This window comes from Herbinix hemicellulosilytica (assembly GCF_002904165.1).
GTDB classification, from domain to species: Bacteria; Bacillota; Clostridia; order Lachnospirales; family Lachnospiraceae; genus Mobilitalea; species Mobilitalea hemicellulosilytica.
The window spans coordinates 109,895-128,447 of sequence record NZ_CVTD020000023.1; the positions used below are offsets into that span (position 1 = coordinate 109,895).

The 18,553-nt window shown below is 39.2% G+C and carries 30 protein-coding genes; 1 reads left to right on the forward strand and 29 read right to left on the reverse strand.

Features of this window, described 5'->3' with window-relative positions:
* Positions 1–70: 70 nt before the first annotated feature.
* The 29 genes from infA to HHT355_RS10225 form a co-directional block, all read right to left on the reverse strand.
* Entirely contained in the window at positions 71–289 is a 219-nt protein-coding gene (infA, locus tag HHT355_RS10085; RefSeq protein WP_103203323.1) for a translation initiation factor IF-1, read from the reverse strand.
* A complete protein-coding gene (locus HHT355_RS10090) occupies positions 289–570 on the reverse strand; it encodes a KOW domain-containing RNA-binding protein (protein ID WP_103203324.1) in 282 nt (93 codons plus the stop codon). Before HHT355_RS10090 ends, infA begins: the two co-directional genes overlap by 1 nt.
* A 36-nt stretch (positions 571–606) precedes the next feature.
* Entirely contained in the window at positions 607–1,359 is a 753-nt protein-coding gene (gene map, locus HHT355_RS10095; protein ID WP_103203325.1) for a type I methionyl aminopeptidase, read from the reverse strand.
* A gap of 43 nt (positions 1,360–1,402) precedes the next feature.
* Positions 1,403–2,047, reverse strand: coding sequence for an adenylate kinase (locus tag HHT355_RS10100; RefSeq protein ID WP_103203326.1), 645 nt, complete (start codon positions 2,045–2,047; stop codon positions 1,403–1,405).
* An 86-nt stretch (positions 2,048–2,133) separates the two neighbouring features.
* Positions 2,134–3,471 carry a preprotein translocase subunit SecY gene (secY, locus tag HHT355_RS10105; protein ID WP_103203327.1) on the reverse strand — a complete coding sequence of 446 codons (1,338 nt, stop codon included), beginning with the start codon at positions 3,469–3,471 and terminating at the stop codon, positions 2,134–2,136.
* 1 nt (position 3,472) lies between these two features.
* Positions 3,473–3,910 carry a 50S ribosomal protein L15 gene (rplO, locus tag HHT355_RS10110; RefSeq protein ID WP_103203328.1) on the reverse strand — a complete coding sequence of 146 codons (438 nt, stop codon included), beginning with the start codon at positions 3,908–3,910 and terminating at the stop codon, positions 3,473–3,475.
* A gap of 27 nt (positions 3,911–3,937) precedes the next feature.
* Entirely contained in the window at positions 3,938–4,120 is a 183-nt protein-coding gene (gene rpmD / locus HHT355_RS10115) for a 50S ribosomal protein L30 (protein WP_103203329.1), read from the reverse strand.
* A 34-nt stretch (positions 4,121–4,154) separates the two neighbouring features.
* The gene (gene rpsE / locus HHT355_RS10120) at positions 4,155–4,664 is read right to left on the reverse strand and encodes a 30S ribosomal protein S5 (protein ID WP_103203330.1); all 510 of its coding nucleotides are present in this window, start codon (positions 4,662–4,664) and stop codon (positions 4,155–4,157) included.
* 16 nt (positions 4,665–4,680) lie between these two features.
* A complete protein-coding gene (gene rplR, locus HHT355_RS10125) occupies positions 4,681–5,049 on the reverse strand; it encodes a 50S ribosomal protein L18 (RefSeq protein WP_103203331.1) in 369 nt (122 codons plus the stop codon).
* 17 nt (positions 5,050–5,066) lie between these two features.
* Positions 5,067–5,609: a 50S ribosomal protein L6 gene (gene rplF, locus HHT355_RS10130; protein WP_103203332.1), complete on the reverse strand. Its 543-nt coding sequence runs from the start codon at positions 5,607–5,609 to the stop codon at positions 5,067–5,069.
* A 200-nt stretch (positions 5,610–5,809) separates the two neighbouring features.
* The gene (gene rpsH / locus HHT355_RS10135; RefSeq protein ID WP_103203333.1) at positions 5,810–6,211 is read right to left on the reverse strand and encodes a 30S ribosomal protein S8; all 402 of its coding nucleotides are present in this window, start codon (positions 6,209–6,211) and stop codon (positions 5,810–5,812) included.
* Between the two features lie 27 nt (positions 6,212–6,238).
* The gene (locus HHT355_RS10140) at positions 6,239–6,424 is read right to left on the reverse strand and encodes a type Z 30S ribosomal protein S14 (protein WP_103203334.1); all 186 of its coding nucleotides are present in this window, start codon (positions 6,422–6,424) and stop codon (positions 6,239–6,241) included.
* A gap of 12 nt (positions 6,425–6,436) precedes the next feature.
* Positions 6,437–6,976, reverse strand: a complete 540-nt coding sequence (gene rplE, locus HHT355_RS10145) for a 50S ribosomal protein L5 (protein WP_103203335.1) — start codon at positions 6,974–6,976, stop codon at positions 6,437–6,439.
* 22 nt (positions 6,977–6,998) lie between these two features.
* Positions 6,999–7,319, reverse strand: coding sequence for a 50S ribosomal protein L24 (gene rplX / locus HHT355_RS10150; protein WP_103203336.1), 321 nt, complete (start codon positions 7,317–7,319; stop codon positions 6,999–7,001).
* 13 nt (positions 7,320–7,332) lie between these two features.
* Positions 7,333–7,701 (reverse strand): 50S ribosomal protein L14, encoded by a 369-nt coding sequence (gene rplN, locus HHT355_RS10155; RefSeq protein ID WP_103203337.1) that lies wholly within the window; start codon positions 7,699–7,701, stop codon positions 7,333–7,335.
* A gap of 60 nt (positions 7,702–7,761) precedes the next feature.
* Entirely contained in the window at positions 7,762–8,016 is a 255-nt protein-coding gene (gene rpsQ, locus HHT355_RS10160; RefSeq protein WP_103203338.1) for a 30S ribosomal protein S17, read from the reverse strand.
* A 58-nt stretch (positions 8,017–8,074) separates the two neighbouring features.
* Positions 8,075–8,284 carry a 50S ribosomal protein L29 gene (rpmC, locus tag HHT355_RS10165; protein WP_103203339.1) on the reverse strand — a complete coding sequence of 70 codons (210 nt, stop codon included), beginning with the start codon at positions 8,282–8,284 and terminating at the stop codon, positions 8,075–8,077.
* The gene (gene rplP / locus HHT355_RS10170) at positions 8,271–8,711 is read right to left on the reverse strand and encodes a 50S ribosomal protein L16 (RefSeq protein WP_103203340.1); all 441 of its coding nucleotides are present in this window, start codon (positions 8,709–8,711) and stop codon (positions 8,271–8,273) included. The genes rpmC and rplP overlap by 14 nt, the downstream gene beginning before the upstream one ends.
* Entirely contained in the window at positions 8,711–9,373 is a 663-nt protein-coding gene (gene rpsC / locus HHT355_RS10175; RefSeq protein WP_103203341.1) for a 30S ribosomal protein S3, read from the reverse strand. The genes rplP and rpsC overlap by 1 nt, the downstream gene beginning before the upstream one ends.
* 11 nt (positions 9,374–9,384) lie before the next feature.
* A complete protein-coding gene (gene rplV / locus HHT355_RS10180) occupies positions 9,385–9,768 on the reverse strand; it encodes a 50S ribosomal protein L22 (protein WP_103203342.1) in 384 nt (127 codons plus the stop codon).
* 29 nt (positions 9,769–9,797) lie between these two features.
* Complete coding sequence (rpsS, locus tag HHT355_RS10185) at positions 9,798–10,079, reverse strand: 30S ribosomal protein S19 (RefSeq protein WP_103203343.1); 282 nt, start codon at positions 10,077–10,079, stop codon at positions 9,798–9,800.
* Positions 10,080–10,173: 94 nt separating this feature from the next.
* Complete coding sequence (gene rplB, locus HHT355_RS10190; RefSeq protein ID WP_103203344.1) at positions 10,174–11,016, reverse strand: 50S ribosomal protein L2; 843 nt, start codon at positions 11,014–11,016, stop codon at positions 10,174–10,176.
* 166 nt (positions 11,017–11,182) lie between these two features.
* Complete coding sequence (gene rplW / locus HHT355_RS10195) at positions 11,183–11,482, reverse strand: 50S ribosomal protein L23 (protein WP_103203345.1); 300 nt, start codon at positions 11,480–11,482, stop codon at positions 11,183–11,185.
* Entirely contained in the window at positions 11,482–12,102 is a 621-nt protein-coding gene (gene rplD, locus HHT355_RS10200) for a 50S ribosomal protein L4 (protein WP_103203346.1), read from the reverse strand. The genes rplW and rplD overlap by 1 nt, the downstream gene beginning before the upstream one ends.
* Positions 12,103–12,128: 26 nt before the next feature.
* Complete coding sequence (gene rplC, locus HHT355_RS10205; RefSeq protein WP_103203347.1) at positions 12,129–12,761, reverse strand: 50S ribosomal protein L3; 633 nt, start codon at positions 12,759–12,761, stop codon at positions 12,129–12,131.
* 129 nt (positions 12,762–12,890) lie between these two features.
* Entirely contained in the window at positions 12,891–13,208 is a 318-nt protein-coding gene (gene rpsJ / locus HHT355_RS10210) for a 30S ribosomal protein S10 (protein WP_103203348.1), read from the reverse strand.
* Positions 13,209–13,819: 611 nt separating this feature from the next.
* Positions 13,820–14,689 (reverse strand): class I SAM-dependent methyltransferase, encoded by an 870-nt coding sequence (locus tag HHT355_RS10215; protein ID WP_103203349.1) that lies wholly within the window; start codon positions 14,687–14,689, stop codon positions 13,820–13,822.
* A gap of 464 nt (positions 14,690–15,153) precedes the next feature.
* The gene (locus HHT355_RS10220; RefSeq protein WP_103203350.1) at positions 15,154–16,812 is read right to left on the reverse strand and encodes a LolA family protein; all 1,659 of its coding nucleotides are present in this window, start codon (positions 16,810–16,812) and stop codon (positions 15,154–15,156) included.
* A gap of 13 nt (positions 16,813–16,825) precedes the next feature.
* Positions 16,826–17,353: an RNA polymerase sigma factor gene (locus HHT355_RS10225; protein WP_103203351.1), complete on the reverse strand. Its 528-nt coding sequence runs from the start codon at positions 17,351–17,353 to the stop codon at positions 16,826–16,828.
* Between the two features lie 465 nt (positions 17,354–17,818).
* Here HHT355_RS10225 and HHT355_RS10230 point away from each other — a divergent pair, with 465 nt between their 5' ends.
* A complete protein-coding gene (locus tag HHT355_RS10230; RefSeq protein WP_103203352.1) occupies positions 17,819–18,493 on the forward strand; it encodes a PspA/IM30 family protein in 675 nt (224 codons plus the stop codon).
* Positions 18,494–18,553 lie beyond the last annotated feature (60 nt).

An 18,553-nucleotide genomic window follows, 5' to 3' on the forward strand; every position in this document is an offset into this window, starting at 1 on the left:
TATAATAGCAAGCAATATTTTTCTATATATCCACAATTTATTCTACTTGTAACACTATAAAATCTAAATCCTATTTGTCACGCCATACAATTCTTCCTTTTGTCAAATCGTACGGTGATAACTCCAGGGTGACCCTATCACCGGGTACTATTTTGATAAAATTCATGCGAAGCTTTCCGCTTATATGAGCAAGAACTCTGTGCCCATTTTCCAATTCAACCTGAAACATAGCATTAGGAAGCTTCTCAACAACAGTACCTTCGATTTCAACTACATCGGACTTCGACATTACTCAACCTCCTTTTTGGACAATTTAATCTGCAACAGTTTCAGTGCTCTTTTAATTTCTTCATTTCTAACCGATTTATTCCGAATTGCTTCGGCAAGATTTTGGTCGTAATATTTTAACTTTACAATATGCTTGATATTTTTCTTTTTTGGGTAGTCCAAAGTTCTAATATTACCATCCACTAAATATACATATTCATTATGAGTATTAATTATTACATAGCATTTTCCGGCATCCCTGCCGGCTTTTGATATAACAAAACGTCCGATTAAATCCTGCATTTATATACTCCGTACTCTTTTATTATAATAAGAATATTATAATAATGTTAATATTTTGGGTTCACCATCTGTAATCAGTACGGTGTTTTCATAATGAGCCGATAAAGAACCGTCCCGGGTAAGAACTGTCCAATTATTATCCGCCCAATAAACATGGTATCGGCCGGCATTTACCATAGGTTCAATTGCCAAAGTCATTCCGGGTGCCAGTTTCGGCCCCCTGCTTCTTTGTTTGAAATTTGGTACCTGCGGTTCTTCATGAAGATTTCTTCCAATTCCATGTCCCACCAAATCTCTTACAACGGAAAATCCGAAGGATTCTACATAAGCCTGAATAGCCTCAGATATTTCATGTAAATGTTTCCCGGCTTTGGCATGTTTAATACCTTCAAAAAAGCTCTGCTCGGTTACTTCAATCAATTTTTTTGCTTCTTCGGATATTTCGCCGACCGGAACCGTTCTGGCCGCATCAGAGTGATATCCTTCATATATGACCCCGCAGTCCAGGCTGACAATATCGCCTTCCTTAAGGATATGCTCCTTATCCGGAATCCCGTGTACAACCTCATTATTTACAGAAACACAAAGCGAAGCAGGAAATCCGTTATAATTCAGGAATGACGGCCTGCAGCCATACCCCTTTATCAACTCATAACATTTCTTATCAATCTCAAGAGTAGAAATGCCCGGTTTTATATAGTTTTCCAGCTCTTTAAGTACTAATGCCAAAATCCTTCCGGATTCCTGCATTAATTCTATTTCTTTTTCTGTTTTTATGCTTATAGGCATTAAACTCTTCCTTTCAGATCCGCTTTGCGATTAAGCTGACGGATTAAGCAGTTAATATCTCAACAATTTCATTATATATCTCTTCAATATCTTTTGTTCCGTCTACGCTGTATAATATGCCCTTTTGCTTATAGTAATCAATAAGGGGCTGGGTTTGCTCATGATAAACCGTCAAACGTTTTTTTACCGTTTCAGGATTATCGTCATCTCTCAGTATCAGTTCACTGCCGCAGGAATCACAGATTCCTTCGGTTTTCGGACGCAGGGTTTCTGTATGATAAGTTTTGCCGCAATTGGGGCAAACCCTTCTACCTGCCATTCTGCGAATTATTACTTCATCCGGAACGTCCACATCAATCGCATATTGCATTCTGTCGTTTTTCATCTTGAGAGCCTCGTCCAATGCTTTTGCCTGCGGAATAGTTCTCGGAAAACCGTCAAACACATATCCGTCTTTGCAGTCAGGCTCATTTATGCGCTCCATAACCAATTCCAGAACCAAGTCATCCGGTACCAACAGCCCTTTATCAATATACTTCTGGGCTTTTTTCCCCAGTGTAGTCTGGTTTTTTATATTTTCACGAAATATATCCCCTGTTGAAATATGAGGAATATTAAATTTTGCGGCAATTTTTTTTGCCTGTGTACCTTTGCCGGCCCCCGGCGCTCCCAACATGATTATCTTCATGCCTATTCCCCCTGTTGCAGTACTGGTTATACCGCAGTGAGACAATCTGCCTTATAGCCTGATTGTCCCACAACGGATATTTTCTATTAGTCACTTAAAAAGCCTTTATAATGACGTACCAGCATCTGTGACTCTACTTCTTTAATTGTTTCTATAATAACACCGACAATAATTATTATCGATGTACCACCGAAACTTACATGTGCTCCGAAAGCTCCGGAGAAGAATATCGGTATTACAGAAACAATTATGAGTCCAACAGCACCAATAAATATTACTCTGTTAAGTACTTTGTTCAAATAATCCGATGTCGGTTTCCCTGGACGGATACCGGGTATAAAACCACCCTGCTTTTTCATATTATTGGCTATTTCTATCGGATTAAACGTTATTGATGTATAGAAATAGGCAAAGAAGATAATGAAACCTATATATATAAGTAATCCGATGGAATACTTAAATTCACCGAAATCAAAATTTTTAAAATTAATATTCAGCCAGCTGCTTTGATCCAGTACTTTCAGTATCTTAGGTATAACATATGCTCTGGCCGGATATACGCCAAAGAATGATGCTATTACTCCGGGGAACGACATTAAAGAACTGGTGAATATAACCGGTATTACACCTGCAGTGTTAACCTTCAAAGGAATATGGGAGGTTTGTCCACCTACCATTTTTCTTCCCTGAACTTTTTTTGCATACTGTACGGGGATTTTCCTTTCGGCATCCTGCAGTATTATTACGAATACTATGGTGAAAATAATAACTGCCAAGGTTACTACTACCGCAATAATAGCTTTCCATACAGGCTGCCCATATACAAACTGATAATACAGATTTATAAAATCTGCCGGCATCGTTGATACTATATTAAACAAAAGGATTATAGAAATACCGTTACCAATACCTCTGTCGGTAATCCTTTCTCCCAGCCACATAAGGAAAGCAGATCCGGCTGTAAATGAAGCTACCACAAGTACCACGTTTGTAAATGTAAGTCCGCCTTCAAGTATACCTGAACTTGAACCAAAGCCTATAGCCATAGCTGCCGATTCTATAACAGCCAAACCAATGGCCATATAACGGGTAATCTGCTCCATTTTCTGTCTGCCGTCTTCTCCCTCTTTTTGCATCTCTTCAAGCTTGGGAATTGCTATGGTCAACAGCTGCAATATAATGGATGCGGAGATATACGGCGAAATACTAAGGGCAAATATTGACATCCTGGAAAAAGAACCACCGGTAAGATGGCCAAGGAATCCAAGATTAATATTTGAAAATACCTGTTCAACCGCTTCTCTGCTAATTGCGGGAGCGGGAAGCAAAGTTCCCAGTCTCACAATTACAAGAGCCACTAAGGTGTAGAGTAATTTGGTTCTGATCTCTTTTATTTTTAATGCGTTCCGGAATGTTTTAAACATATTAAATCACCTCAGCAATTCCACCAAGAGCCTGAATTTTCTCTGCTGCGCTGGCACTAAATGCATTAACCTTAACATTCAGTTTCTTAGTGAGTTCTCCGTTACCAAGAATCTTAACCCCGTCCTTAGGATTTTTAATGATTCCTGCTTCAATCAATGACTCTACCGTTACTGTTGCACCGTCATCAAATCTGTTTAATACATCTATATTAATTGCAACTATCTCTTTGGAATTACGGTTAGTGAAACCACGCTTCGGTATTCTTCTGTATAAAGGCATCTGACCGCCTTCAAATCCTATTCTCGGAGCCCCGGAACGTGCCTTTTGTCCCTTATGGCCCCTGCCTGCAGTTTTACCGTTGCCTGAACCATGTCCACGACCTTTTCTAAAGCGATTCTGCTTGGAACCTTCTGCCGGTCTTAACTCTGATAGATTCATTTACGTGCACCTCCTTCTTTTTGGCAATTATATTTCTTCAACCTTTACCATGTGTTTTATCTGTTCAATCATTCCCCTGACTGCAGCATTATCAGGCTTTTCTACGGTTTTATTTAACTTTGTCAAACCGAGAGCCTTAACTGTTGCTCTGTGCTTAGGAATGGCACCGATTGTTGACTTTACCAGTGTTATTTTTAATTTGTCTGCCATTTTGACACCTCCATATCAATTACTTAGGTAGAGCTTAGCCTAAAAGCTTCTCTACCGGTATTCCACGAAGCCTTGCAACTTCCTCAGGGGTCTTTAAGCGGCTTAATCCGTCAAGCGTAGCCAAAACAACGTTTTGCTTGTTGTTGGAACCGAGAGATTTGGTACGAATATTCTTATATCCAGCAAGCTCAAGTACGCTACGTGCCGGTCCTCCTGCGATTACACCGGTACCTTCGGGAGAACGCTTAAGAAGCACTGTAGAAGCACCGAACTTTCCGGTAAAATCATGAGGTATGCTACCGTTTTCGTCAATCGGTACTGTTATCATATTTTTAATGGCACTTTCCTTACCCTTGCGAATAGCTTCGGGAATTTCAGCGGCCTTTCCTAATCCGGCACCTACGTGTCCGTTTCTGTCTCCAACTACAACAAGCGCGGTAAAACGCATATTACGTCCGCCTTTTACAACCTTGGTAACACGCTTGATTGATACTACTTTATCATCTAATTCCAATTGACTTGTATCAATATGTGAACGTTTCATCTATTTTCCTCCTTACCTAGAATTCCAGACCAGCTTCTCTTGCCGCATCTGCCAATGCTTTGATCTTACCGTGATATATAAAACCGCCTCTGTCATAAACAACAGCCTTGATTCCTTTTTCCAATGCTCTCTTGGCAATAACGGTGCCTAAGTATGCTGCTGCCGCAACATCGTTGGTCTTCTGAAGCTTAGCCTTCACATCCTTTTCTAGGGTAGAAGCTGCTACTAAAGTATGACCGGCCGTATCGTCAATAATCTGCGCATACATATGATTATTGCTTCTAAATACTGCCAAACGCGGTCTCTCAGGAGTACCTGTGAAACGGTTACGGATTTTTCTATGTTTCTTTCTTCTCATTTCAGATCTGTTTACTTTACTAACCATTTTATTTCACTCCTCCTTTACTTCTTACCGGCCTTACCAACTTTGCGTCTGATAACTTCGTCAGCATACTTAATACCCTTGCCCTTATAAGGTTCAGGGGGTCTCTTGGCTCTGATTTCAGCGGCATATTGGCCAACCTTTTCTTTATCTATACCTCTAACAATTATCTTGTTCTGTCCGTCTACAACCGATTCAATTCCGTCCGGATCTACCATAACTACCGGATGAGAATATCCCAATGTCAATGTTAATTCCTTACCGGATTTAGCTGCTCTGTATCCTACACCGTTGATTTCCAATACCTTTTCAAATCCTTCGGTAACACCCTTAACCATATTTGCAATCAGGGTTCTGGTAAGACCATGAAGAGCTTTCATCTTCTTTAAATCATTGGGTCTTGATACAGTAACTACCGAACCGTCAACCTTTATAGTCATCTCCGCAGGCAACACTCTTTCCAGTGTTCCTTTGGGTCCTTTAACGGTCACTTTATTATTTTCTGCTACATCTACGGTTACTCCCGCAGGTATAGCGATAGGCATTCTTCCTATACGTGACATGCCCGCACCTCCTATGATTTTGAATGAAAATGTTTATATAAAACCTAGCTATACGAAATACTTCGATATAATACTAAGTCTGTTACACTTAAATACTTACTTTATATCATATATTAAGGCAGGCGAAATAACCGCCGCCATATTTAATCCGATATGCTGTTTAAATATTATCATTAGTAAGTACGAAACGGCATTTATCATTACCATATAAATGCCAGAACTTCTCCACCTACATTAAGTTCTCTTGCTTCCCTGTCGGTAAGCACGCCCTTGTTAGTTGAAATAATAGCTATTCCTAACCCGCCAAGAACCTTCGGCAATTTATCCTTGCTGGCATAAACACGAAGACCAGGTTTAGAGATTCTCTTAAGGCCGGTAATTACTTTCTCATTCTTATCTTTACCATATTTCAAAGTAATATGGATTGTCTTATGATTTCCGACTTCTTCAACTTCGTAATTTTTGATGTATCCTTCTCTTAATAAAATATCTGCAATAGCAATTTTAATCTTAGAAGCAGGTACATCAACTGTATCATGTTTTGCAGTATTTGCATTACGGATTCTTGTAAGCATATCTGCAATAGGATCGCTCATTGTCATATTTCGTTTGCCTCCTTTCTTGATCTCTTACCAGCTTGCCTTTTTAACACCTGGTATCTGTCCTTTGTAAGCTAATTCACGAAAGCATATTCTGCAGATTCCAAATTTCCTTAAATATGCATGGGGACGGCCACAAATTCTGCAGCGGTTATATTCTCTTGTGGAGAATTTCTGTTTTCGCTGCTGCTTAACTATCATTGACTTTTTCGCCATGGAAATTCCTCCTTACTTTCTAAATGGCATTCCAAACCCGGATAAAAGTTCACGAGCTTCTTCATCGGTTTTTGCCGTAGTAACAAAAATGATATCCATACCTCTTACCTTGTCAACCTTATCATAATCAATTTCAGGGAAAATTAACTGCTCTTTGATACCAAGGGCATAATTGCCTCTGCCGTCAAATGAATCCGGGCTGACACCTCTAAAGTCACGTACTCTGGGAAGAGCCAGATTGATCAGACGATCGGCAAAATCATACATTCTCTCACCGCGAAGAGTTACCTTACAGCCGATTGACATTCCTTGCCTAATTTTGAAGTTAGCTATAGATTTCTTTGCCTTGGTTATAACCGGCTTCTGTCCGGTGATGGTTTCCAAATCCTTTGCTGCAGACTCTAATACTTTAGGGTTATCTCTTGCTTCCCCAAGGCCCATATTGATAACGATCTTGTCAAGCTTCGGCACTTCCATATCATTCTTATATCCGAATTTCTTTTTCATGGCGGGAACAATTTCATTAAAATAATACTCTTTTAATCTAGCCACCTTTTCCAACCTCCTCTCTCAATCAGTCAATAACTTCGCCAGTCGTTTTTGCAACACGAACTTTTTTCAGGTTTCCGTTTTTATCTTCTATAAACTTAAAACCGATTCTGGTTACCTTGCCCTTATGAACATACATTACGTTTGATATGTCAATGGGTGCTTCCTGACGAACGATGCCACCCTTAGGATTTGCCTGATTGGGCTTGGTGTGCTTGGATATCATATTAACGCCTTCAACTATAACTCTTCCATCTTTTACTGCAAGCACCTTGCCCTCTTTACCTTTATCTTTACCGGCAATAACTCTTACGTTATCACCCTTCTTTATTTTCCTAGTTGCCACGGTCGACACCTCCTTATAATACTTCTGGTGCTAAAGAAACGATTTTCATAAAATGTTTCTCTCTTAATTCTCTTGCCACCGGTCCGAAGATACGAGTACCTCTGGGATTCAAATCATCTCTTATAATAACGGCAGCGTTTTCATCAAATTTTATATAAGAACCGTCTTTACGGCGTGTACCTTTAACGGTACGTACCACGACAGCTTTAACTACATCGCCCTTCTTAACAACACCGCCTGGCGTTGCATCTTTAACCGAAGCAACAATGATATCGCCTATATTGGCGTATCTTCTGAACGATCCACCTAATACTCTGATACATAGCAACTCTTTTGCACCGGTATTATCGGCGACTTTAAGCCTTGATTCAACCTGTATCATGATAATACTCCTTTCAGTTGTTATAAAACCAACTTTTCATAATATGAGTTTTATTACGGACTATTTTGCCCTTTCGATTATTTCGACAACTCTCCATCTCTTTTCCTTGGATAAAGGTCTTGTCTCCATAACTTTTACACGATCACCGATTTTGCACTCGTTGTTTTCATCATGTGCTTTTAATTTGCTGGTTCTTTTAACTATTTTACCGTACAACGGATGTTTAACATTGTCAACCAATTCAACAACGACAGTTTTATCCATCTTGTCGCTGACAACTCTGCCAATCCGTACTTTTCTCAAATTTCTTTCCATACACTACTCCTTTCCAGGACTATTAGCTGTTATCTTGTTTCAGCTAAGGAATCCTAAATTATTTGGACGCCCTCTTCATTTCAGTTATAACAGTCTGTATTCTTGCAATATTTCTTCTAACTTCCCTGATTCTGCTGGTGTTTTCCAATTGATTGGTAGCATTCTGGAATCTCAGATTGAACAGTTCCTTCTTTGCAGCCACCAATTCCTCATTTAAATCCTCAAGTGATTTTGCCCTTAAACTCTCTAAATATTTATTTGCTTTCACTGTTTTCACCGCCTTCTAAGTCTGCACGCGATACTATTTTACATTTTACCGGCAATTTGTGCATAGCAAGACGTAACGCCTCTCTTGCAGTTTCCTCAGGGATGCCGGCAATTTCAAACATAACGCGTCCCGGTTTAACAACCGCTACCCAATATTCTACGCTACCTTTACCTGAACCCATACGTGTTTCGGCAGGTTTTGCTGTTACCGGTTTATCAGGGAATATCTTAATCCAAACTTTTCCGCCACGCTTTGTAAAACGAGTCATGGCAACACGGGCGGCCTCAATCTGGTTTGATTTAATCCAAGCGGGCTCTACAGCAACTAAGCCATAATCGCCGTAGGCAAGAGTATTGCCTCTGGTGGCTTTTCCGTGCATAGTACCGCGAAATTGCTTACGATGCTTAACTCTCTTAGGCATTAACATTATTTATCGCTCCCTTCCTTTTTTGCTCCTTTTTTACTAGGAAGCACTTCACCAAGATAGATCCATACCTTAACACCCAGCTTACCGTAAGTGGTATCTGCTTCTGCAAAACCATAGCCAATGTTGGCGCGCAGTGTTTGAAGAGGTATGGTCCCTTCACTATAGTGTTCGGTACGAGCAATTTCGGCACCGCCAAGACGTCCGCTGACTGCTGCTTTAATACCTTTTGCTCCGGCCTTCATAGCTCTTGCCATTGTGGACTTCATAGCTCTTCTGAAAGAAATACGGTTCTCAAGCTGTGCTGCAATGCTCTCTGCCACAAGCTGAGCATCCAGATCAGGCTTCTTGATTTCCTTTATTTCCAGATTTACTTTTTTATCGGTAAACTTCTGAATTTCTTCTCTTAATTTCTCTATCTCACTGCCGCCTCTACCGATTACAACACCGGGTTTAGCAGTATGAATTATAATTTTCAGACGATCAGACGCTCTTTCAATTTCTATTCTGGATACGCCTGCACTGTATAAAGTCTTCTTAAGATATGTTCTGATCTTATGATCTTCTATAAGATTATCAGCAAAATCACGTTCAGCATACCATCTAGAGTCCCAATCATTTATGATACCGACTCTTAAGCCGTGGGGATTAACCTTTTGACCCATTATTGCCCTCCTTATCTCTCATTAAGCACTATTGTTATATGGCTCATTCTTTTTTCGATACGATAAGCCATTCCTCGTGCTCTAGGTTGAATTCTCTTCATAATCGGACCTTGGTTAGCATAACATTCTTCTATATATAATTTATCTGGATCCATATTCTTATACTCAGCATTGGCAATTGCTGATTTTAACAGCTTCTCAATTATTGAAGCAGCATATCTAGGACTATATGCCAATATACCGAGTGCTGTTTTTACATCTTTTCCACGAATAGCGTCAAGCACGAAACAAGCTTTTTGAACAGACACTCTGGCATAGGATAACGTAGCTTTCGCTCTGTTGTCCTTAACTTCATTTCTTTCTCTTTTAATCTGGGATCTATGTCCTTTAGCCATGGATGAACCTCCTTCCATTCAACGCAAAATTATTTCCTACCTGTTTTCTTCTCGTCTTTTCCATGTCCTCTATAAGTTCTGGTTGCGACAAACTCACCCAGCTTATGTCCGACCATGTCTTCAGTTATATATACAGGTACATGTCTTCTGCCGTCATGTACAGCAATAGTATGCCCAACCATCTGCGGGAAAATGGTAGACCGGCGTGACCAAGTTTTGATTACTGTCTTTTCGCCCGATTTGTTGAGAGCATCTATCTTTTTCAGTAAATGGTCATCAGCAAATGGTCCCTTTTTCAGTGAACGAGCCATGTATTCTAACCTCCTTAGAATTAATAATCATTGAAACCGCTCAATGATCCGTTAAATCATCAATTTATTTGAAAGTAATCGGTTGTCTGCTTAATTATTTTACAGCGCTTCCGTTTCTTCTTCTTACTATAAGCTTATTGGACTTCTTGTTGCGTTTTCTGGTCTTAAGTCCCAGAGCAGGCTTACCCCAAGGTGTTGAGGGACCAGGACGACCGATACCAGCCTTACCTTCACCACCACCGTGAGGATGGTCGTTAGGGTTCATAGCTGAACCACGTACAGTAGGTCTGAAGCCCATATGGCGCTTACGTCCGGCCTTACCGATTGTAACAAGTTCGTGATCTATATTTCCTACCTGACCGATTGTAGCCCTGCAGTTTAACGGAACCATTCTCATTTCACCGCTAGGAAGACGAAGGGTTGCATATTTACCTTCTTTAGCCATCAGCTGTGCTGAGTTTCCTGCAGCTCTAACTAACTGTCCGCCTTTGCCGGGATACAACTCAATATTGTGAACTTCGGTACCTACCGGAATATTTGCAAGGGGCAGGCAGTTTCCTACTTTAATTTCAACGTTTTCACCGCTCATTACCGTCTGACCTACCTGAAGGCCGTAAGGAGCAATGATATATGCCTTTTCACCGTCTGCATAGTGAAGCAATGCTATATTTGCGGTTCTGTTAGGATCATATTCTATGCTTGCAACCTTTGCGGGAATATTGTCTTTCCTTCTCTTGAAATCAATTATTCTGTATTTTCTTCTAGCGCCACCGCCACGATGTCTTACGGTAATTTTACCCTGATTATTGCGGCCAGCCTTTTTCTTTAAAGAAATAACCAGAGACTTCTCCGGCTTTGTGGCTGTAATTTCCGCAAAATCGGAAGTGGTCATGTGTCTTCTAGAAGGTGTATATGGGGTATATGTTTTAATTCCCATAATTTGCACTCCTTTCAAATGATGTATCAGCCATACCGACCTATCAGCCTTATTGGTACTTCGTTTGCCGATTTATCGGTTTGCTGATGTATCTGACGCATATTTATCAACATTTTGACACTGCTGTTTTAATACAATTCTTTATATCCAATTTATAAGCCGGATCTTACAGTCCGGAGAAGATCTCTATATCGGCACTGTCCTCTGTTAACTGAACAATAGCCTTTTTGGTTTTAGGTGTCTTACCTACCTGATATCCGCGTCTGCGGGTCTTACCATCCATGTTAATGGTATTTACTTTGGCAACCTTTGTGCCGGGGAACATTTTCTCGACAGCTTCCTTGATTTGATTCTTGGTAGCGTCGGTATGAACGGAAAATGTGTACTTTTTGCTGCCCATAAGTTCCATGCTCTTTTCTGTAACTATAGGCTTAAGTATAACATCATAATATTTAAGATCTGCCATTATGCGTACACCTCCTCAATTTGTGCCACGGCATCCTTAGTGATTACCAAAGTATCATACTTAAGAATGTCATAAACGTTAATGGAATTTGATAAAATAGTTCTTACATTAGGAAGATTTCTAGCAGAAAGAGTTACATTTTCATCTTTCTTGTCAAGAACGATGAGAGCCTTCTTAACCTTAAGGTTATCAAGTACCTCTTTCATCTTCTTGGTTTTAATCTCTGTAAAACCGAATTTATCAATAACAACGAATTTATCTGCCTGTACTCTGGATGTTAAAGCAGATTTAATAGCCAATGCTTTTTCTTTCTTATTCATCTTGAATGAATAATCTCTGGGCTTCGGTGCAAATACTACGCCGCCGCCTTTCCATTGAGGAGCTCTGATTGAACCTTGTCTAGCATGTCCGGTTCCTTTCTGTCTCCAAGGTTTTTTGCCGCCACCGCTAACTTCGGCACGAGTTTTGGCACTTTGTGTCCCCTGACGTTTATTAGCCAATTGGCTTACAACAGCCATATGAACCAGATGTTCATTTATTTCCACTCCGAAGACTGCATCATTAAGTTCTATTGTATCTACCTGTTTGCCTTCGATATTATAAACTGCTACATTTGCCATGATTTACGTTCCTCCTTTCTTCAGCTCTAGTTAGCTTTTACCGATTCCTTCAGTATAACTAAGGCTTTCTTGGGTCCCGGAACCGCACCTTTTACAAGAATAAGATTCTTGTCTGCGTCAACCCTAACAACCTCAAGATTCTGAATAGTCACCTTAACGTTACCCATATGTCCGGGCATCTTCTTGCCTTTAAACACACGGCCCGGGCTGGTGTTGGCACCGTTGGAACCGGCATGTCTATGATATTTGGAACCGTGAGCCATAGGTCCTCTGTGTAATCCGTGTCTCTTGATACCGCCCTGGAATCCCTTACCTTTTGATTTAGCGGTAGCATCAACTCTGTCTCCAGCCGCAAAAATATCGGCCTTGATTTCCTGACCTACTTTATAATCGGCCACATTATCCACTCTAAATTCCTTTAAAAATCTTTTTACTTTTACTCCGGCTTTAGCGAAATGTCCTTTTAACGGTTTGTTAACCAGAGTCTCTCTGATATCTCCATATGCAACCTGAATTGCATTATAACCGTCATTTTCTACCGTTTTAACCTGAGTTACATATACGGGACCGGCCTGAAGTACGGTTACCGGAACTAATTCCCCGTTTTCGCCGAAAACCTGAGTCATTCCGATTTTTGTTGTTAAAATCGCCTTCTTCATTTCTTAACCTCCTGTTTAATCTACAGCGGATTGCGACATACATCGCAATCATACTAGATGGTCTATAATAAACTATAAACCCTAATATTTTTCGTTCTGGTTTAATAAAATAATCAATCCGAATTACTGTTATTTTGTCTTCATCTTAATGTCAATATAAACACCTGCAGGCATCTCCAGCCTTGACAATGCATCAACTGTCTTCTGAGTAGGCGCAATGATGTCAATCAGTCTCTTATGAGTTCTCTGCTCAAACTGCTCTCTGGAATCCTTATACTTGTGTACTGCCCTAAGAATTGTAATTACTTCTTTTTTTGTGGGCAAAGGAACAGGTCCGCTTACCTTTGATCCTGTCTTCTTCACAGTTTCAATGATTTTTCCGGCAGATTGATCGATAAGCTGATGATCGTATGCCTTCAGTGTGATTCTCATTACTTGATTTGCCATAAAAAAAGCCGCCTCCTTTTCGCACTTTAATTCAGTACGACAAGTGGTGACTGTACACTCATCCGTGTGTATCTTCATTTACCATACGTATAATCCGGCTTGCTAAGATTATACAATTATTGCTGTCAAAAACGCCTATAATCGTATGTTCCGGATGCTTATGCTAGTGAGTTATTCACACGTTTTATCTGCCATAGGCAGAACATTATTGTACAGTGACTTGTCGCCAGTTTTATAACTTGACCTTCGCTCCGCGTAAAAACCTACTGCAATCCAGTAGCAACCTTACGCCTCAACGCTATCAACGTCACAACACGAGATATTATACACTACACAAAGGCCAATTGCAAGCACTTTTTTTCTATAAACCAAAGATTTTTACAAAATTTTGACTCCCCTCATGGCTTTCTCCGGTACCTGTATTTTTTATAATATATATTGGCCCATTTTACCTTCTTATCCTATTATTACCTTTTTATAACTTAATTATTTAACAAGGTCTGCAATTACCGGAACAAAATAAAATTTTTATAATCAACTGTTAATCCCTAATCAGATTAATAATACGTAAGTTCAAACTCATTAACTCAGCATATTGTTTTACTGATACCTTATTCGTTTCTTTCCCATCTTCCCGCTGCGCCGCTCGGAAGTACCAGGCCTTTGCCGCTCACCGGCAGTCCTATTTCGTCTGCAGTTACTTTACCGGAAAATTTCTTCCCTATAGTTTCGGAAATCATATAAGCCAGCACACCTGCCTGAAGACCGGTTGTATATGAATTAATAAGGAAGAAAATCGGATCATCGCTTAAGACCTTAACACACAGCTCTATTAAAGGAAAGACATCATCCTCAATCTTCCATATTTCCCCCTTGGGCCCTCTTCCGTATGACGGAGGATCCATGATAATGCCATCGTATTTATTGCCCCTGCGGATTTCTCTTTCTACAAATTTTACGCAGTCATCTACAATATATCTGATAGGCGCATTTTCCAGACCGGAGCTTTTGGCATTTTCTTTAGCCCATGTGACCATCCCTTTTGATGCATCCACATGGGTAACCGCCGCCCCTGCCTTGGCTGCTGCCAGTGTGGCTCCTCCGGTATAGGCAAACAGATTCAAGATTTTGACCTGGCGGCCTTTTTCCTTTTTTATTTTTTCAGAAAACCAATCCCAGTTTACCGCCTGTTCAGGGAACAAGCCTGTATGCTTGAAGCTGAAAGGCTGCAGATTAAAGGTAAGCCCTTTGTAAGAAATGGTCCACTGTTTCGGGAGGTCAAAAATTTCCCATTCCCCTCCTCCTTTTGAGCTTCTGTGATAATGGGCATTTACCTTTTTCCACCCCACATGGTTTCTTGGGGTATCCCATATGACCTGAGGGTCGGGCCGTACCAGAATATACTTCCCCCAGCGTTCCAATTTTTCTCCCTTTGAAGTATCAAGCACCTCATAGTCTTTCCAATCCTTAGCAACCCACATAATACTCTCACTTTCCTGTCATTTTTGGTATTTGGTACACAATTTAAACAATTGCCTTTAACCGTTTCCGGTTGAAATTTAAAATAAATACATTATATTTAAGTTGAAAATAGTTTTTACCTAATAATAATGTTTAAATCATTAAGAGTTTTTCTTAATTTTCATATAAATTTTCATATTTCTAAAGATATTAAGGCTGATGTTATCAGACCGATATTCATATAAATTCTTAATTTAATATAATAACCAAAAATAATTATATCCTTTATAAAAAAAGAATTGTCAAGACTAAAAATAAATAATTGAAATTTTATGCGGCTTCTTAGTTTTATCACATAAATCAAAAAAAATAAAGGTGTAAATCCACATGATATAGTTTGGTTGATTTACACCTTTATTATCATATATAAGAGCCAGTTTTTCAATCTTTACATAAGATTAATCTGAAAACTGTGTTAGCATTATCAGTCATTCTTTACAACAGGGTCGTAACCTATTACGGTCCATATACCCGTATCATCCTGCCTTACAAGCCGTTTAAGATATACATACTCGGCAATGGATTTTTCATGGTTAATTTTTACCACCGCATTTACTCCGTCGTTTTTTATAAGCTCTATGTTTTCATAAGGGATTTCATACTCACCTTCGATACCTTCCGGTGAAATAAGAAGATTTACAAAAACTTGTGCGACAAAAACAGGATCCAGCCTCCATGGGGAATGTCCGGCATCCACACTCTTCTGCTCATTCTTTTCTGTCTCAATATCATACGGCACTTCAATCTGAGGTTTTAATTCTGTTTTATCCTTTTCCGGAAGATAAATTTCTCCTCCAAAAACAGCTTTCGCAAACTCACTTAATACATCCATATCTTTGCCGTAGACCGTATATTCCATATCTGCCTGCTGCCATCGTATAGACCTTAAACCCGGTATCCCCTGATAATTATTTAAAATTTCGGCAATATTATTGTTTACCAAACCGATCACCGCATCAGAAGCCGCTTTAAACTTGTCTTTGGCTTTTTCCTGAATAAAGGTTATTTCCTTTTCTTTATCGATATGGCTAAAAGTCAGTTTTATTGCACCGCTATTTGTCAAAACTGCAATCCTTGAAAGAACGTAATCCCCTATATTATTAGGAATTTCAGGCATAAAGCCTGCTATTTCTTTTGCCTCCTGCAAGGTGGCAACCAATTGCTCAGGATTTATTTCCACTACTTCAAAACCCTCAGGTTTATTATAAATTAACAGTTCAGCCGGTATTTCGTCTGTAAATTCCAGTTCCGTATAATATGTTTTAGTCAACAGGGCATTATAAATCGCCGTTTCTTTTTTTATCGGAAGATCGGTATTAGTATCAACCCAAATTTTATACGGCAGACCTCCGTCCGGAGTAATTTCATATATATCGGTTTCCCTGTTAAGTAAATTTTCCTGTCCGATTTTTTTAACAGATTGGGCTTTTGTGATATCGCTTATTTCCTCTCTCAGATCAAATGTAAAACGATAAGGGTCAGGTTCGGCTGCAAACATGTAAACCTTTTTTATATCAGGCCGTATTTGCCACCTGTTAAAACCGTTGTTTATTGTAATAACTCCTTCTGTTCCTTCATCCAACTGCTTTACAAAATATTTTCCTTCCGTATCCGCCCAAACTTCCTGTCTGGATACGTATACAATTTCACCTAAGCCGTTTATTTCCGCTGTCTCAATAATTCCGTGATATGCTTTTACTTTGTTATAGGCCTGTTCCATGGCTTTAACAATATTATCGGACCCTAGCCTTCCGTTAAGAAGATATACCGTAGCTAAAGCCATTATAACAAAAGCAACTGTTATAGCAGCCGTAATAAGCCTTTTTTTTACGTAGGATTCTAAGTCAGTCATCTTTTTCTGATTTCTAGAAGTATTTGAATTTGTATTTTCCTTTACGAAATTAGCCAAGTTCTTTTCATAACCTTCGTCTGGCATGACCGGATCACGAAGGGATTTAATCGTTCGGACAGTATACATAAGCTGTTCCATTTCTTTGTCATAACCGCCCGAAATATGCTCTTTCGGCATTTCTTCATTATTTAAGCAATCTATGTATTTAGACAATCTCTTTATTCTGTTCATCTTTTCCTCCCGCTTACATTTCACTCATTAATTTATACATGGCTTTAACTGCACGAAACTGCAAAACTTTAACCGCATTTTCTTTTTTATTCATTTTTTGGGCCGTTTCCTTTATGGAATAACCTTTTAAAATTCTGTATTCCAAAACCTTTCTCTGATCAATAGTAAGCTTGCTTAATGCCTCCTCGACCCGGTACCGTTCTACAACCAGATCGGCAAAATCATCATCGGCAGGCTCTTTACCTTTTACTTCTTCTATATCAATTGTCATTGCCCTTGCCTTTATCTTTCTAAAACGGTCCCGTATTATATTTAAAGCAATTGTCTTAAGGTAATTCTTATGATTCAAAACAGACACATTTGAGTTTAGATTTTGATATATTGTTTTTTCAAAAGCTTCCTGCGTAATGTCTTCGGCTTCTTCCCTGTTTTGCACTCTATAATAGATAAATCTGTATAATTCTTCCCAGTTTTCTTTGCAAAAACTTTCTATATAATCATTTTTTGATTTTTGATCCGGGGTTTGTGTCATCTTGCGCATCCATTCATTTTCCTCCCATAATTTATAATTTTTATATGATTTAGGTAACACTTCATAAAACACTTCCGAACTTATTTCAAATATAAGTATCCTAACATCTGCATTATCTTTATACCTTTCTAAATCATATTTCTATATATATAGACGAATTAAGCTCTGATAAAGTTACGCCCAAATTTATAATTTTAAATTAACTTATTTAAGACATACCCAAAATCAACCGCCTAAACTCTTTGACTAATCCTAGAATTCTTTTTGGTTTGCGGGCTATTATTGCTCTTCTTTATACCTTAATAGTTAAAGAACAAATAATTAGGCAATCTGAACATTCTTTAAGTTTTCCTTTAACTTCTTTTTATCATTCTAACCGGATTTTAACTTGACGATATCTTACATTCATAATAAACTTGAAATTGTAATAGGTTGTAAAAACAAGGATTCACCGATACATAAGGAGGGATAAACATGGGAATTCTTTCAAGATTTAAAGACATTATGCAGAGCAATATTAATGCACTTCTGGATAAAGCCGAGGACCCCGAAAAAATGATAGATCAGTGCTTAAGAAACTTAAATTCCGATTTGGGCAAGGTAAAATCCGAAACTGCCGCTATTATGGCCGAGGAACAAAGAGCTAAAAGACAATTGGACGAATGCAATGCCGAGATTGAAAGAATGCAGCAATTTGCAATTAAGGCATTGGAAGCCGGAAACGAAGACGATGCCAGAAAATTTTTGGAACATAAAGCATCCTTGGTTTCCAAACAAGCCGGCTTGGTGGAGGCCTATGAACTTGCCAAAAATAATGCGGATCATATGAGGCAGATGCATGATAAACTGGTATCCGACATAGCCGAACTGGAAGCAAGGAAAGACATGATTAAGGGTAAGCTTGCGGTGGCAAAAACCCAGGAGCGCATAAATAAGATGAGTTCGTCAGTAGCAAGCGCCAATAACTCCATATCAAGTTTTGAAAAATATGAGGAATTGGCAAACAAGGCTCTGGACAAAGCCAATGCCATGGCAGAACTTAACCGCTCCTCCAAAAATCAGACCATTGAAGATCTTACCAAAAAATACACCTCCGATATATCGGTGGATGACGAACTGGCAGCATTAAAAGCAAGTTTAAATAAATAATCCGGTTAAATGTCCGCCAATACGAAGTGCATATCTTCTTATTTGCGGACATTTTTTAAA

Coding starts and splice junctions, on each gene's coding strand:
- rplN (WP_103203337.1), bottom strand. CDS start 7,701: ATGATACAGGTTGAATCAAGGCTTAAAGTCGCCGATAATACCGGTGCA.
- rplW (WP_103203345.1), bottom strand. CDS start 11,482: ATGGCAGATCTTAAATATTATGATGTTATACTTAAGCCTATAGTTACA.
- HHT355_RS10100 (WP_103203326.1), bottom strand. CDS start 2,047: ATGAAGATAATCATGTTGGGAGCGCCGGGGGCCGGCAAAGGTACACAG.
- HHT355_RS10220 (WP_103203350.1), bottom strand. CDS start 16,812: ATGAACAGAATAAAGAGATTGTCTAAATACATAGATTGCTTAAATAAT.
- HHT355_RS10215 (WP_103203349.1), bottom strand. CDS start 14,689: ATGTGGGTTGCTAAGGATTGGAAAGACTATGAGGTGCTTGATACTTCA.
- rplC (WP_103203347.1), bottom strand. CDS start 12,761: ATGAAGAAGGCGATTTTAACAACAAAAATCGGAATGACTCAGGTTTTC.
- rpsC (WP_103203341.1), bottom strand. CDS start 9,373: ATGGGTCAAAAGGTTAATCCCCACGGCTTAAGAGTCGGTATCATAAAT.
- rplB (WP_103203344.1), bottom strand. CDS start 11,016: ATGGGAATTAAAACATATACCCCATATACACCTTCTAGAAGACACATG.
- rplV (WP_103203342.1), bottom strand. CDS start 9,768: ATGGCTAAAGGACATAGATCCCAGATTAAAAGAGAAAGAAATGAAGTT.
- rplR (WP_103203331.1), bottom strand. CDS start 5,049: ATGGTTAGTAAAGTAAACAGATCTGAAATGAGAAGAAAGAAACATAGA.
- HHT355_RS10225 (WP_103203351.1), bottom strand. CDS start 17,353: ATGCGCAAGATGACACAAACCCCGGATCAAAAATCAAAAAATGATTAT.
- rpsH (WP_103203333.1), bottom strand. CDS start 6,211: ATGACAATGAGCGATCCTATTGCAGATATGCTTACAAGAATCCGTAAT.
- infA (WP_103203323.1), bottom strand. CDS start 289: ATGTCGAAGTCCGATGTAGTTGAAATCGAAGGTACTGTTGTTGAGAAG.
- rplD (WP_103203346.1), bottom strand. CDS start 12,102: ATGGCAAATGTAGCAGTTTATAATATCGAAGGCAAACAGGTAGATACA.
- rpmD (WP_103203329.1), bottom strand. CDS start 4,120: ATGGCAGACAAATTAAAAATAACACTGGTAAAGTCAACAATCGGTGCC.
- rpsE (WP_103203330.1), bottom strand. CDS start 4,664: ATGAAACGTTCACATATTGATACAAGTCAATTGGAATTAGATGATAAA.
- secY (WP_103203327.1), bottom strand. CDS start 3,471: ATGTTTAAAACATTCCGGAACGCATTAAAAATAAAAGAGATCAGAACC.
- rplF (WP_103203332.1), bottom strand. CDS start 5,609: ATGTCACGTATAGGAAGAATGCCTATCGCTATACCTGCGGGAGTAACC.
- rpsS (WP_103203343.1), bottom strand. CDS start 10,079: ATGGCTCGTTCACTGAAAAAGGGACCATTTGCTGATGACCATTTACTG.
- map (WP_103203325.1), bottom strand. CDS start 1,359: ATGCCTATAAGCATAAAAACAGAAAAAGAAATAGAATTAATGCAGGAA.
- rplO (WP_103203328.1), bottom strand. CDS start 3,910: ATGAATCTATCAGAGTTAAGACCGGCAGAAGGTTCCAAGCAGAATCGC.
- HHT355_RS10230 (WP_103203352.1), top strand. CDS start 17,819: ATGGGAATTCTTTCAAGATTTAAAGACATTATGCAGAGCAATATTAAT.
- rplP (WP_103203340.1), bottom strand. CDS start 8,711: ATGTTAATGCCTAAGAGAGTTAAGCATCGTAAGCAATTTCGCGGTACT.
- rpsQ (WP_103203338.1), bottom strand. CDS start 8,016: ATGGAAAGAAATTTGAGAAAAGTACGGATTGGCAGAGTTGTCAGCGAC.
- HHT355_RS10090 (WP_103203324.1), bottom strand. CDS start 570: ATGCAGGATTTAATCGGACGTTTTGTTATATCAAAAGCCGGCAGGGAT.
- rpsJ (WP_103203348.1), bottom strand. CDS start 13,208: ATGGCAAATCAAGTAATGAGAATCACACTGAAGGCATACGATCATCAG.
- HHT355_RS10140 (WP_103203334.1), bottom strand. CDS start 6,424: ATGGCGAAAAAGTCAATGATAGTTAAGCAGCAGCGAAAACAGAAATTC.